Raw genomic sequence first — 12,695 nt, 5'->3', positions numbered from 1 at the left:
CAAAGCAGGCGAGCAAAAGCAAAGTTTGGCTGGAGGAGCATCTATTCTTTTGTCAGATTTTGTCAGAGCCGGTTGGCTGTCGATATGATGATGCTTTTACTGCCCCAGGCATCCCTGGAACCTCTCTCGACGTCTGCCGACACGAACAGCCATGGCCACTCAACCCGTATCCACCTCGCTGATTCGGTTTCTCACCGCCGCCGTAGCCGAGAGCATTCGACGGGCCTCAGAGGCGGGGCAACTGGGATCCCTGGCTCCCCCACAAGCCGCAGCCATTGCCCCCGTGATCCAGATCCCCAGCGACCCTCGCTACGGCGATTACGCCTGTCCCACCCCCCTGGGCATGGCCAAGCTCTGCCGCCTAGCACCGGCCCAGATCGCCCAAACCCTGCAAAAACACTTGGATCTGCCGGACATCGAAACTCAGGTGGCGGGAGGAGGGTATCTCAACTTCCGGCTGGGGGATCCCTTTTTGGCCAAGCGCTTGCAAGAGCTGCTGCATCTGGGAGAAAACTTCGGCAAAACAGCCATTCCCCATCCTGAGCGCATTCTGCTGGAGTTTGTCTCCGCCAACCCGACGGGGCCTTTGCACGTCGGCCATGGGCGCTGGGCTGCCGTTGGCTCTACGTTGGCCAACTTGCTGCACTGGACGGGCCACCAGGTGGAGCGGGAGTTTTACATCAACGATGCCGGCAACCAGATGCGGCTCTTGGGCCAGTCTCTGGAGGTGCGGGTGCGGCAACTGCAGGGGGAAGACATCGCTTTGCCGGAAGATGCCTATCACGGCACCTACTTGATCGAGATGGCCCAACGTCTCTTGGAGCAGGTGAAAGCCGGGATCCGCCCTCTGCCCACCACCCTAGAGGAGTACACCGATTTTGCCTATGGGGAAATGCTGGCCTGGCAAAAGCAGACCCTGCAACAACTACGCACCGAGTTTGATCACTGGTTTAGCGAGCGCCGCCTGCACACCCCCGATCCCCAGACAGGCCTGAGCGCCATCCAGCAAGCTTTGCAGGAGCTGCAAGAGCGCGGCTTTCTCTACAAAGCCAAAGCGCCGCGGGGTGAGGATCCCAAGCCAGGGGCCGAAGAGGCCGTCTATTTCAAAACCCAAGAATTTGGCGACGACAAGGATCGGGTGGTGCAAAAGGCCGATGGTTCGTTCACTTATCTAGCCGCCGATATTGCCTACCACCGGGATAAAGTGCAGCGGGGATATCACCGGCTGATCAACATTCTTGGCTCGGATCACCATGGCTATATCGGCCGCTTAAAGGCGGCGGTGGGTGCCTTCAGCCCAGATGTCAAGCTGGAAATCTTGATTGGACAATTTGTCAAATTGTTCAAAACCGACCCGCAAACCGGTGAGAAAACCGAAGTGCGCATGTCCAAGCGCACCGGCAACTTTGTCTCACTCAATGACCTGATCGAAGATCCAGAAATTGGCGTGGGGGTCGATGCAGCCCGCTGGTTTTTGCTTAGCAGCAGCATGGACAGCCCCATCAACTTCGATTTGGATTTGGCCGTCAAGCAAACTTTCGATAACCCGGTCGTGTATGTTCACTACAGCCATGCCCGCTGTTGCACTCTGCTGCGGCGGCTACAGGAAGAAGAAAAGGTTGAACTGACCAACAAAGTCCCTTTGACGGAGCAACAAAAACTGCCCTACAAAGAGCCAGAAGAGCGGGCCCTGCTGCTGCGCTTGTTGGCCTTGCCGGATGAGCTGATCGCCGCTGCCGAAGAGCGCGCTCCCCACAAGATCATCCGCTATGCAGAAGCCATCGCCGCCGATTTCAACAAGTTTTACGACAACTGCCGTATTTTGCCGCTCTTGAAAGAGGATCCCCTTTTGGCCCAAGCCCGCATCCAATTGGTGCAGGCCACGCAGCAGGTTTTGTTTAACGTCCTCACCGGCATTCTCGGCCTGAGCGCGCCGGAGTCTATGTGATTTACGAAGGAGTGCCGTAAGGCCCCCAGCTCACGCTCTGGGCGGAAGCCAGCTATAGCGGTCGCGAGTAGGTCAATTGCAATAAACCGTTCCACAACGCATAGTCATTTATCTCACCGTCAAGGTGAAACAAACGACCGGTTGCTTCCTGCTAAGGCCTCTGGCCCGCTAGCGCGATCAGTTGAAATAGATGGTAATAAAAACCACGACTGCTATCAGCCCCTTTGATTCCGGTAACGCCGATCCCCGTCTCGATGAGGGAGAGGAGATAGGGCTCAAGCGCCTAAGTTTCGACTCTGTGGGCGCGCAAGAGCAAGTTGGTTCCCAAGTCCTCTTGGGCTGCCCAAAAGGCGCAAATCCACCACGAAACCTCGTCTTGGCGATAAATGCCACAGGTGAAAGGATAAGGTTGCAAAATATTCGCCATCTGCGCTAAGGCCGGAACTTCCGCCATGTAGTCGGCCCACACTTGGGGATCCAAGGCTTCGTAGGTGAAATCGGAAGGAAAGAATGTGCAACTGGATTCCAGGCTGGGCCGGTTGGTCAGCAACAATTGAGCAGGATCTGAGGATTCACAGCCCAAGCGATCCCCGATCTGAAAGGTCAGTTGAAACAGGCGGTTAATCAGATCAAATTGCTCAGGGCTCATAAGTTCAGAATTCCTAACTTTCAGATTGGGATGGGCGTTAGAGTTGACAGGTGCGACGGCTGCGCTCCAGCTCCGGCTCGATCCAGGAGAGGGCGAAGTGACTCACACAGGGCAACTGCGGGAAGCGGCGGGCCAGCTCTGCTGTTTGGGTTTCCAGGCTGGGGCGTTGCCGCTGGGCTTGTCCCCATAGACCGGCAATGGCCGGGCAGACAAAGGTTTGGGGAGAGGCCACAGCCAGGACCTGCTCCACCTGCTGCGCCACACAGGAGCTATCCTCGCACTTGGCATAGGCCATTGGGTGCCATTCCATACCCGGATCAAAGCGGTCCCAGGGTTGCAGACGAGCGTCAAACCCTTCTCCTACTGCTTGGTTGCCTTCTGGGAAGAAGACAGCCCCCACCGGGATCCCCAGCCTCTGGGCGGGTTGGGCGGCCTGCTGTAGATAATCGAGAACGCCGTAGCGGGCAAACTCGACGCTCAGCTGCCAAAGCTGCTGCTGCCAACGTTCTTGGCGAACGGCGGCGCTGGGGGTGGGGGAAGGGGCAGGAGTTGGTGCTGCTGCCTCAGAACTGGAATCCGCCGGTTTCTCCAGACTCTCTGGTAAATCTTTTGCAGAGGAAAGCTGATCCCCCTGCCAATTCCTGCTGGCCATGTCTTGGGCAGCCCAGTCCAGTAACTCTGGGGAAAGCGCCCATTTCTCGGTCGGGCTGGGCCAGGGATCCCCTGGCTGCCGCCACCTGGGCTCTTCGGCATAGGTGGCATCCAGATGGAGAACATCTGCCACTGCAATGTAGCCCTGGCTCAAATAGCGCTCCAGCAATGCCCGACCCGCCGGGTTTTCTGCCAAATCGAGGTAGGCTTTCCGAGCGGCCTCTCCATGAATCCACAAGTCTCGGACGGTGGCTGCCACGCTGGATCCCCCTGAGCCACGCGGATAGCGAATGTAGTCGAAAAGGATCCCATCTGGCTGTCGCTGTAGAATGCGGCGGACCAACTCGGCAAAATCCCGCCGTGCCAGGGGATGAAAGGGATCCACAAATACCTCGCCAGGACTGCCCAGGTCTTCCGAAAGGGCTGTAGCGGGATCCAAGACGGTGGTGATGCCGCGACCGTTGCGGGCCAGGGCCACCTGTCGATCGGGCCGTTGTCCGTAGCTGTAACCGAAATTGAGGGAAAACACCCAAGCATAAGCAGACAAACCGCGGCGTCGCGCCGCCTTCAGAGCCAGATCCAACAAGTCGGCGTTGGGCTGTAAGCTGGGCCAGATCCCCCCTGCGCCATCCGGCAAAATAGAGCGGCCATCGTAAAAGGTCTCGATAAAGACGCGGTTGTAGCCCAGGTTTACCACTTGGTCGAACACCTGATCCAACACGCCCGGATTGGCATCACAGGGATGCAGACGTACCCAGATGGCCTGGATCTGGGGCCAGCGTTGGCTGCGGCAGGCAATCAAGGCGGCACGATGCTCGTCCAAAATCTGCGCGTATTCGGCCCAGGCGACATCTGACCGGTTGGCCTGTTGGCGCAGTTGAGACTTGCGGGCCACTTCCGCAGGCGGTTGCTGACAGAAGGCATTGAGCAGGGATCCCGCCGGTTCCTGGCTGCCCTGAAGCCGAGAACCAGAGCCCGGGAAAAGAAAACGGCCCGGCCCCAGAAATTGGGCATGGGCTGCGATCCCCCATCCCAGCAATATCAGTGCGCCCAGCACACCCGCAAGCCAGCGGATCCCTTGGTTTTTCGGCAGTCTCAGCACCCTCAACCTCCACCGAGAATGGCCCCGATCGTACTCTTCTCCTGCCCAGAGAGCGGCTATTGGAAAAAAACAGCCGCCTGTGCCCAGACCGGCGCAATCCCTTGGCCAATCCCTATAGTTATTTCAATCTAGATTGAGACACCTTCTCAGCGCTCTGCGCCGCTTCTACAGCCACCTCTAATCCCTCTCCATCGGGGAGAGGGGAGTTGGGGAGTAGTGCAACAGAAATGTTTCATTCCTGTTTAGAATGACTAGACCTCCGATCCCAGTGGCAGGGGTTTGCTCTTCGGTTTTGCCCCTTTCGCCACTGTGACCGTTAGCCAGGTTCTCCTAGGGATCTCGCCAAAAGGCATAGATTAGCGCTTATGATTTAGTAGTAAACCTTTAGCTTTTCTTGATTGTCCATGAAGGCCATTACCCTGCATCAACTGCAAATCTTCGAGGTTGCCGCCCGCCACCTGAGCTTTACCCGCGCTGCCGAAGAGCTCTACCTGACCCAACCCACGATTTCCATGCAGATCAAGCAATTGAGCAAAGCTGTAGGGTTGCCGCTGTTTGAACAGGTGGGCAAGCGGCTGTATCTCACCGAAGCGGGGCGAGCTTTACACCAAACCTGCGAGAAGATTTTTGAACAATTGAATCAATTCGAGATGACCCTTGCCGACCTGAAGGGGTTAAAGCAGGGACGGCTGAGCATTGGAGTGGTCACCACTGCCAAATACTTTATTCCCCGTCTTCTGGGGCCATTTTGTCAGCAGTATCCCGGCATCGACGTAGCTCTCAAGGTGATCAACCGCCAGCAGGTTTTGGAGCGGATGAGCAACAACATGGACGATCTCTACGTGATGGGGATGCCGCCAGAAGATCTGGACGTGGTGGCGCAACCTTTTCTGGAAAATCCCTTGGTGGTGATGGCCCCCATTCATCATCCGCTGGTGGGCCAAAAGGGGATCCCTCTGGCGCGGATTGCCCAAGAACCTTTTTTAGCCCGTGAACCCGGCTCCGGCACCCGCATGGCTGTAGAGCGGCTTTTTGAGAAGCATAACCTAAAGCTCAACATTCGCATGGAGATAGGCAGCAGCGAAGCTATCCGCCAAGGCATTGTGGGTGGATTGGGCATTTCGGTTTTGTCTCAGCATGTGTTGGCCTTGGGGGGGTGGCAGCATCATCTGGCTATTTTGGATGTGGAAGAGTTTCCCATTCGGGGGTTCTGGCATTTGGTCTATTTGCGCTCTAAACGTCTTTCGGTGGTGGCCAAAGCTTTTGCCGACTTTCTTCTTTCCCAGGTTTCTCAAATGGAGCTGGACTTTGTGGCTAAAGAGCAGCACAAATCCAATTCAAATCCCAATCCTGAACTGTTTTCTGGCAAAGAGGCTGAAGCACAGCCGAGAGCTCTTGTCGCAACCCCCGGATCCCCTCAAAGTCGTGAGTGAACAATACTCGCAAAAACCCCAGGTAAGCCCGCGCCCACTCGTCTTCCGGATCCAGCTCGACGATCTGTTGAAAATGCAACTGAGCTGCTTCTGGTTGTAACAGCGCCGCCAACATCAAGCCCAGTTGGTAGTGGCTTTGGATTTGCTGGCTCGGTTGGCCTTGGGCAGCAGCCTGTTGCCATTCCCTCTCCAGCAATTGCCGAGCCAAGACGCGATCTGGATCTGTTAAAAAAGTCGGGTATTGCAGGGTTGTCCAGGCATTGAGATAAAGGGAGAGGGCCTGCAGATCCCCAGCGGCAGCAGCTCTGGCCGCCTCGCGGAGAGGAAATAAGGGATCCGTTACAAGGGGGGATCCCTCCTTCGGGAAGCTCGACAGGGATCCTCTCCAGGATTGGTGTAGGGAATGGCGGATCCCTTTGGGCGACTGCCATTCCAGGTGGAGAAGGCCACCTCTTGGGAAGTCGGTTGTGGGCAGCGTCAAGATCTCTTCCACCAGCCAGCCGCCTGTTGAGTTGAGCTGCAGGCGATTCTGCCCCAGCACCCAGGCCCGCTTCTCCAAAACCCGTCCTTGCCCATCTTCCAGCCGCGCCCAAACCAGCGTCTGGGCCAAGTTCTGAGCTGGGCCTTGCCAGCGCAACTTCCAGGCCGGGATCCCCAGCTCCAACAGCGTCTCAACCTCCACCAGCTCCACCTCCCCAGCTTCCAGAGGCCACTTCTGCACCGTCACTCTTGGCATGCGAGGGAAGTAGGTGTGCAGCCGACCCACCGTAGGCAACTCCACCGCCGGATCTTGTCGCCAGTCTGGGCTGCTGCGCAGGTGCTGCCGGATCTGCTCCTTAGTCGGGCCATAAGGGCCAATAATTCCCTGTTCCCCTTCGGCATCCACAAACCCATCCAGCAAGGATAGCTCCAGCTCCGGCCAGGGGGTTTGCCCAGCAGCGCGGAATGTAACCGGCCAGCGCTGAAGAGCCGCCAAGTAGGTGAGGGTTTCGGAAGAGATCAGCTCTGTGTTGGGGAGAACCCCCAGCGTGGTGGTCAAACCTGGCTGGATCAAGGATTGGATCCACTGGGTCAGCTCCTGCGTGGGGTGCTTCCCCTGCCAGCGCATCTGGATCCCCGTCCACAGAGGGGCCACCCCTGGGGTGAGGGGCCGACCCAAATTGGCCAAGGCCAAGCAGCCCAGAACTAGCCCTGCACAGACTCCCCTTTGCAAAGCCCACGCACCCCAGCGTTCCTCCAACCACCGGCAAGCCTTTTGGATCCCGCCTGCTGATAACACGGCCAAGAGGGGCAGCAAAGGTAGGGTGAAGCGCACATCTTTGATGTCCACCAGGGTGTAGAGAAGGTAGCCCGAACCGTAGGTGGCCCACAAGACTGCCTCTCGCCTGTCCAGGGATCCCCACAACGTCAGCAGCGGCAACCCACACAAAAAAGGGCTCATCTGCAGGGGCAAAAGGCGCAAGTAGGCAGTCCACCAGCACAGGGATCCCGCTGGGCAAGTGATGTAGTAGTGGGCAGTCTCGGCGTAAGCCCAGCCATTGCTGAGCACAAACAGCCAATTGGCCCCATACCAGGGCCAGCACAAAAGCAGCATCACACCCATCCCCAAGGCCAAGTGGGCCAGCCGCGCCGGCCAAGGGATCCCTTTCCACCACCCCACCGCTTTCCCAGAGCGCCAGAGGGCCTGACCTGCAACTCCCACCAAAGGCAGCAGCAAAAACAGCACCCCTGTCCACTTGGTGAGCAGCACCGCCGCCACCCCCGCCCCCACCCCCACCGCCCCCCACCAGGAAGGCTTCTCCCCATAGGCCCACAGCGCCCAAAACGCCAGCGTCACCGCCACCACCAGCGGCAACTCCAACATGTACACGTGGGCCAAAGCCGTGATCCCCGGATAGAGGAGCACCAACGCCGCCGCCAGCCAGCCCACTTCCCAGGAGCGATAGACCCGCTGTCCCAGCCGCTGCGTTGCCAGAACCAGCACCCCCAGCAACCCCAAGTTGAGCAACTGCCCGTCCGCCCGGCTGAACGGATGTAGAACTGCCAAGGGGATCCCCAGCCAATAGGCCAAAGGGGGGTAGCGCTGGTTCAAATGCAAAAACTGCTGCCCCCACAGCCCATCCCAGCGAAACCGCTGCAGGTGAAGCCCAAACGCCTGCGCCTGCAACAAATGCTGCGCCTCATCCCAGGCTGGCGGCAAGGGATCCGTCCAATTCCAGATCACCAGCAGCAGCAGGGCCACCATCCCCAGCCCGGCCCACCACCGCAGGCAAGGGATCCCTGTCTGCCGCATCATCCTCTCTCCTCAGCTGTCCCGCCGAGATTCAGCAAACATTTGGGTGCCACCTGGCCTTGCCCCCCAGAGCTAAACTCAACCTGTGTCATTCTCAGCGCTCCTCCCATAGACCGAGAGCTTCAGCATCCCATGATCGCTCCATCTGCCGGCCCAGAAGGGGTTTGGATCCTTGCGGATCAACTCCACCCACAGCAATCCGCCCTCGCTTCCCTCTCGACCCTATCCCCAGACCGAGTTCCCGTCATTCTCATCGAATCTCACCGGTGGGCCAGCTCCCGCAACCACCATCAGCAGAAATTGGTGCTGGTCTGGTCGGCCATGCGTCACTTTGCCCAAGAACTGCAACAGCGGGGCTACCCGGTCACCTACGTGGAAGCCGACAGCTATGCCGAGCCCCTGCAAACCTGGGCCAAGCAACATCAACTGCAGCAGATCCGCCTCATGCAGCCAGCTGATATTCCCATCCGGGAGGAGGTGGAAAATCTGAGATCCACCCTCCCCTGCCCCCTCTTGGTTGTGGAAAACAACCACTTCCTCTGGAGTACTCGTCAATTTATCGACTGGGCCTCAGGTCGCAAGCGCCTGCTCCTGGAAGACTTTTACCGCGAAGGGCGCAAACGCTTTCGCATTCTCATGGACGGCCCCAAGCCCCTGGGGGGGCGCTGGAACTACGACCGGGAGAACCGCCATCCTCCCAAACCGGGAATGCGCTATCCTCGGCCCCTCACCTTTTCCCCCGATGCCATTACCCAGGCTGTCATCGCAAAAGTTAGGCAACACTACGGCCATCACTTCGGATCCTTAGAAGGATTTGGCTGGGCCGTCACCCGCGCCCAAGCCCTGCAAGTGCTTGATCATTTCATTCACGAGCGCCTGCCCCACTTCGGCCCCTGGCAAGACGCCATGCAAGCCGGGGAAGACTTCCTTTTCCACTCGCTGCTTTCTCCCTACCTCAACTTGGGCCTGCTCACCCCCCACGAAGTCATCGCTGCCGTCGAACAAGCCTACCATCGCGGCGGGATCCCCCTGTCCTCCGCCGAAGGCTTCATCCGACAAATCCTGGGCTGGCGAGAGTACATGCGCGGCTTCTACGAATACCAAATGCCCAACGGCTATGCCCAGAAGAACTTTTTTGACCACCGCCGACCCCTGCCCCACTTCTTCTGGACCGGCGACACCGACATGGCCTGTCTGCAGCACACCCTGGATCAGATTCGCCGTCATGGTTATGCCCACCACATCCAGCGGCTAATGGTGCTCAGCAATTTCGCCCTCATCAGTGGCATTCAGCCCCAGGCAGTAGAAGCGTGGTTTCAGGATGTGTTTATCGACAGCTACGACTGGGTGATGCAGCCCAACGTCATCGGCATGGGCCTTTTTGCCGATGGGGGCATGCTCTCCACCAAACCCTATGCCGCCTCCGCTCAGTACATCCGCAAAATGAGTGACTACTGCCGCCATTGCCGCTACAATCCCAGCGAAAAGGTTGGCAAACAAGCCTGCCCCATCAATACGTTGTATTGGGACTTCCTGTTGCGTCAGCGATCCCTCTTAGCCCCCTTGGGCAGAATGAAATGGGTATTGATCCATTTGGATCGCATGGAACCGGAGCTGAAGGCCCAGATCCAGGCGCAAGCCGCTGCTTGGTGGGATCCCTTGCAATCTGCACTCGACGAACAGAGTCCATCTCATTTGCAATCTGTCTAAGCACCAGAAGATTAAGCATCCGGTAAAATTGAGGCACCCTCCTACCCACCTGTCGCTTTGTAAGGACTGCAAGCCATGAAATGTCCCCGCTGCAGCAAACAAGAAATCCGAGTTTTGGAATCTCGTTCGGCAGAAGGTGGCCAGAGTGTGCGGCGGCGGCGAGAATGCATGTCCTGTGGCTACCGCTTCACCACCTATGAGCGCATCGAGTTCATGCCCATCATGGTCATTAAACGGGATGGATCCCGCGAAAGTTTCAACCGCAACAAGATCCTGCAAGGGGTGATGCGTGCCTGCCAAAAAACCCCCGTCACCGTCAGACAGATGGAAGAGCTGGTCAATGAGATCGAAGAAAAACTGCAATTGGAAGATGCCCAAGAGGTAACCAGCCTGCGCATCGGCGAGATGGTGCTGGAGCGCCTGCAACACCTAAGTGAGGTGGCCTACGTGCGCTTTGCCTCCGTTTATCGCCAGTTTCAGGGTATAAAAGACTTTGTCAATGAGCTGGAACAGTTGGAACCACCTCTGCGACGGGATCTGGAGCGGCTGCTGCGGGACTCCTCTGCCTCAGATTCCGAATCTTCAGGCTCCCCGGACTTGGTGGGGGAGTATTCGTGACGTGGGAACGACAGCGCAAGCCGGCCCTCCCTGGAAGCAGCGGGGAAATGACGCTTGTGGGCGGGAAAAATTGCTGTGAAGAGATCGCCCATTCCAAAGGCTTAGCGGTATGCTTGGGGTAGCAATCGCGGCTTACACTAAAGCTAGAGCTGCACGCCTTTAGATTGCCGGTGTTCAGCACTATCCTTGGAGATCCCTGATATCTTGGATCCCTCTGTGTCAAGCTGTTCCAGCCCCCCGTCCTTCCGAGTCGATCCCAATTTATGCAATACGATTTTCGGGGTTCTAACCCCTCTGGCGCTCGCAACAGCAACGGTAACCCCGGTGGTTTGCCCCGCAGTGGCTTTCGCTCCCCTGCCGCAATGGAGACCGGGCCAGGGGTGGTGCCAATTCAGGTGTATCAACAAGTGGCCGAAGAGTTGGAGTCTGCCCGTCAGCAGGTAAGCCTGCTCTCCTCCGAAAACCAGCGCCTGCGTGCTCTGCATCAGCAGTTGTCCGGAGAGATCGCTGCCATCACCCAAGAGTTCCAGGGGCAATTGGGCCACACCCTGAAGCGCCTGCAGCAAATCAGCCTACGGCTTGCTGACGCAAATGGCCAGGCTGCCCAAGTTGCTGCAGCTTCTGAAGCCTCTTTCCAACAGAACAGCCCGACTGCCAATCCCGGCCAACCGGAAGCCCCTCCCAGCTACGATTTTTTGAATCGCCTCAAGCGCCGACAGGCCCGCAACGAGACCCCCTCCTTCTCATCCAACGGCTTTGTCCCGTCCTCCTTTGATTCCCTTCGCCACCCTTCCACCCACACCTCTGCCGAGCCCTACCCCCGCACTGGCTACCAGGTTCCTTCCCTGGACGAGTTGATGCAGGATATGAGCGGCCCGGATCCCTATCTCGGTGAAGCAGACTCCTCGGCCTATTCCGCCGGCATTTATCAGCGGGTACGGGAGCAACATCACGGATCCCAGGGCTCTGCCGTACTTTGGATGGCCGCTGCAGTCGTCTTAGTCATTGGATCGTTTGGGTTGGGATTTGTAGCCGTACAGCCGTTTTTGCGCAACAACCCACCGCCCGTGCAAGCACCCTGAGAGCTATTCACAGGATGCTCCAAAAGCCCGCTGGCGGGGTTAGGATGCCCCCAATGCGCTCCGCACCACTGACGAATGACCAGGGGTTATATCTGTGATCCAGGCTGTCGCTGCTCCTCTGACGCCTAACACATTCTTCGAGCATATGCCCGGACGAGGGCCGCTTTGAGCTGTGCAATAGAGTCACGGTCAAAATGCAGCCCACAGGTTCTCACAAGCAGGTGGCGAGCTTTTTGGCATAGCGGTTAGCGGTGCCCACGCGCAAATCCAGCAAGATCAAATCCGCTTTTTTGCCCACCTCCAAGCTGCCGATTTCCCCTTCCAGACCCAGACAGGCGGCACTGCCTTGTGTAGCCATCCACAAAGCCTGTTGCGCCGGCAGAGCAGCTCCATCCCCCGATCCCAACCGCTGCAGAAACACCGCCAACCGCATCTCCTCGATTCGATTTCTTCAGCCCCCACATGCACACAGTGGGCGGCCAAGGTCTGAGCACTCAGGGATCCCCAGCGTTTCAAACACTGCACCGGGGTCAATCCATAGCGAGCCTGTAGAGTTTCCACTCCCCGGCGAGTTTCCGCCAAGTGGGTGTGCAGCCCCACTCCATACCTTTGGGCTAGAGCGGATCCCTGGACAAAACTCTCAGGATGGCCAGAATAAGGAGCATGGAACCTGACCCAGATGTAAATTTGCCCCTCCCCGCGTCCATGCCAAACCTGGATCAAAGCCTCCGTGTCCGCCAGGGATCCTCCCACTCCCCTCGGTTCGTCGATCACCTGTGGGCTGAGGATCCCTCGTAACCCCGACTGCAAGCTCACTGCTGCTGCTAGATGTCGATAGATGCCAAGAGTAACTACGGATAGGGATCGTGAAGTTGGATTACATCCCCCCCTCTCCCATGCCGTACACGAAGACCGCTCTGGCAGAACGAGCCAACTGGTGTAGAGCAGGTAACATGGCAAGCTAATGGTCGACAAAACTGTTACCTCACTAGCTTGCCTTCACCCAATGGTGTCAGCTTTCAGGTAGAGAGGCTTGACGGAAGCCAACCCCCCTATTGATTGGGTTCCTCTTGATTGGGTTAGGGTGGTGGGCCTGGCACCGAGCTAGGTTGCCAGCAGGTCGCCCTGCCAGTAGGTTCGCCGCTGATGCGTTTCACGTCCGAGTTCGGGATGGGTCGGCGTGGTTCCACATCGCCATAGGCACCAGGA

At 58.0% G+C, this 12,695-nt stretch carries 9 protein-coding genes, 1 rRNA gene and 1 pseudogene; 5 read left to right on the top strand and 6 right to left on the bottom strand.

Features of this window, described 5'->3' with window-relative positions; translation table 11 throughout:
- Window positions 1–151: 151 nt before the first annotated feature.
- Window positions 152–1,948 carry an arginine--tRNA ligase gene (gene argS / locus ACVWXW_RS08415; RefSeq protein WP_457403516.1) on the top strand — a complete coding sequence of 599 codons (1,797 nt, stop codon included), beginning with the start codon at window positions 152–154 and terminating at the stop codon, window positions 1,946–1,948.
- Window positions 1,949–2,231: 283 nt separating this feature from the next.
- Here argS and ACVWXW_RS08410 read toward each other — a convergent pair whose 3' ends face one another.
- A complete protein-coding gene (locus ACVWXW_RS08410) occupies window positions 2,232–2,597 on the bottom strand; it encodes a hypothetical protein (RefSeq protein ID WP_011433539.1) in 366 nt (121 codons plus the stop codon).
- Between the two features lie 37 nt (window positions 2,598–2,634).
- The gene (locus ACVWXW_RS08405) at window positions 2,635–4,350 is read right to left on the bottom strand and encodes a hypothetical protein (RefSeq protein WP_457403515.1); all 1,716 of its coding nucleotides are present in this window, start codon (window positions 4,348–4,350) and stop codon (window positions 2,635–2,637) included.
- Window positions 4,351–4,754: 404 nt separating this feature from the next.
- On the opposite strand from ACVWXW_RS08405, the gene ACVWXW_RS08400 reads away from it, so the two are divergent.
- The gene (locus tag ACVWXW_RS08400) at window positions 4,755–5,783 is read left to right on the top strand and encodes a LysR substrate-binding domain-containing protein (protein ID WP_457403513.1); all 1,029 of its coding nucleotides are present in this window, start codon (window positions 4,755–4,757) and stop codon (window positions 5,781–5,783) included.
- Here ACVWXW_RS08400 and ACVWXW_RS08395 read toward each other — a convergent pair.
- Window positions 5,665–8,079, bottom strand: coding sequence for a hypothetical protein (locus ACVWXW_RS08395; RefSeq protein WP_457403512.1), 2,415 nt, complete (start codon window positions 8,077–8,079; stop codon window positions 5,665–5,667). The genes ACVWXW_RS08400 and ACVWXW_RS08395 overlap by 119 nt on opposite strands.
- Before the next feature lie 129 nt (window positions 8,080–8,208).
- Between ACVWXW_RS08395 and ACVWXW_RS08390 the strand changes: the two genes are divergently transcribed.
- The 3 genes from ACVWXW_RS08390 (at window position 8,209) to ACVWXW_RS08380 (ending at window position 11,486) form a co-directional block, all read left to right on the top strand.
- On the top strand, window positions 8,209–9,786 hold the full coding sequence (locus ACVWXW_RS08390) for a cryptochrome/photolyase family protein (RefSeq protein WP_457403511.1): 1,578 nt from the start codon (window positions 8,209–8,211) through the stop codon (window positions 9,784–9,786).
- Window positions 9,787–9,861: 75 nt separating this feature from the next.
- Complete coding sequence (gene nrdR / locus ACVWXW_RS08385) at window positions 9,862–10,404, top strand: transcriptional regulator NrdR (RefSeq protein ID WP_414374563.1); 543 nt, start codon at window positions 9,862–9,864, stop codon at window positions 10,402–10,404.
- 263 nt (window positions 10,405–10,667) lie between these two features.
- Complete coding sequence (locus tag ACVWXW_RS08380) at window positions 10,668–11,486, top strand: hypothetical protein (protein WP_457403510.1); 819 nt, start codon at window positions 10,668–10,670, stop codon at window positions 11,484–11,486.
- Between the two features lie 211 nt (window positions 11,487–11,697).
- Here ACVWXW_RS08380 and ACVWXW_RS08375 read toward each other — a convergent pair whose 3' ends face one another.
- The 3 genes and pseudogenes from ACVWXW_RS08375 to rrf all read right to left on the bottom strand — a co-directional run bounded on the left by ACVWXW_RS08375 (window position 11,698) and on the right by rrf (window position 12,694).
- Complete coding sequence (locus tag ACVWXW_RS08375; RefSeq protein ID WP_041436618.1) at window positions 11,698–11,919, bottom strand: amidohydrolase family protein; 222 nt, start codon at window positions 11,917–11,919, stop codon at window positions 11,698–11,700.
- A 21-nt stretch (window positions 11,920–11,940) separates the two neighbouring features.
- Window positions 11,941–12,446 (bottom strand): annotated as a pseudogene (locus ACVWXW_RS08370) (amidohydrolase family protein); the annotation flags it as partial.
- Window positions 12,447–12,577: 131 nt separating this feature from the next.
- Window positions 12,578–12,694 (bottom strand): 5S ribosomal RNA (gene rrf / locus ACVWXW_RS08365).
- Window position 12,695 lies beyond the last annotated feature (1 nt).

The sequence above is a fragment of the Thermostichus sp. MS-CIW-30 genome (assembly GCF_054058015.1).
The sequence above is the reverse complement of the archived record's forward strand: the minus strand, read 5'-3'. Positions and strand labels throughout refer to the sequence as shown.

Coding starts and splice junctions, on each gene's coding strand:
- ACVWXW_RS08375 (WP_041436618.1), bottom strand. CDS start 11,919: ATGCGGTTGGCGGTGTTTCTGCAGCGGTTGGGATCGGGGGATGGAGCT.
- ACVWXW_RS08395 (WP_457403512.1), bottom strand. CDS start 8,079: ATGATGCGGCAGACAGGGATCCCTTGCCTGCGGTGGTGGGCCGGGCTG.
- ACVWXW_RS08380 (WP_457403510.1), top strand. CDS start 10,668: ATGCAATACGATTTTCGGGGTTCTAACCCCTCTGGCGCTCGCAACAGC.
- ACVWXW_RS08410 (WP_011433539.1), bottom strand. CDS start 2,597: ATGAGCCCTGAGCAATTTGATCTGATTAACCGCCTGTTTCAACTGACC.
- ACVWXW_RS08390 (WP_457403511.1), top strand. CDS start 8,209: ATGATCGCTCCATCTGCCGGCCCAGAAGGGGTTTGGATCCTTGCGGAT.
- argS (WP_457403516.1), top strand. CDS start 152: ATGGCCACTCAACCCGTATCCACCTCGCTGATTCGGTTTCTCACCGCC.
- ACVWXW_RS08400 (WP_457403513.1), top strand. CDS start 4,755: ATGAAGGCCATTACCCTGCATCAACTGCAAATCTTCGAGGTTGCCGCC.
- nrdR (WP_414374563.1), top strand. CDS start 9,862: ATGAAATGTCCCCGCTGCAGCAAACAAGAAATCCGAGTTTTGGAATCT.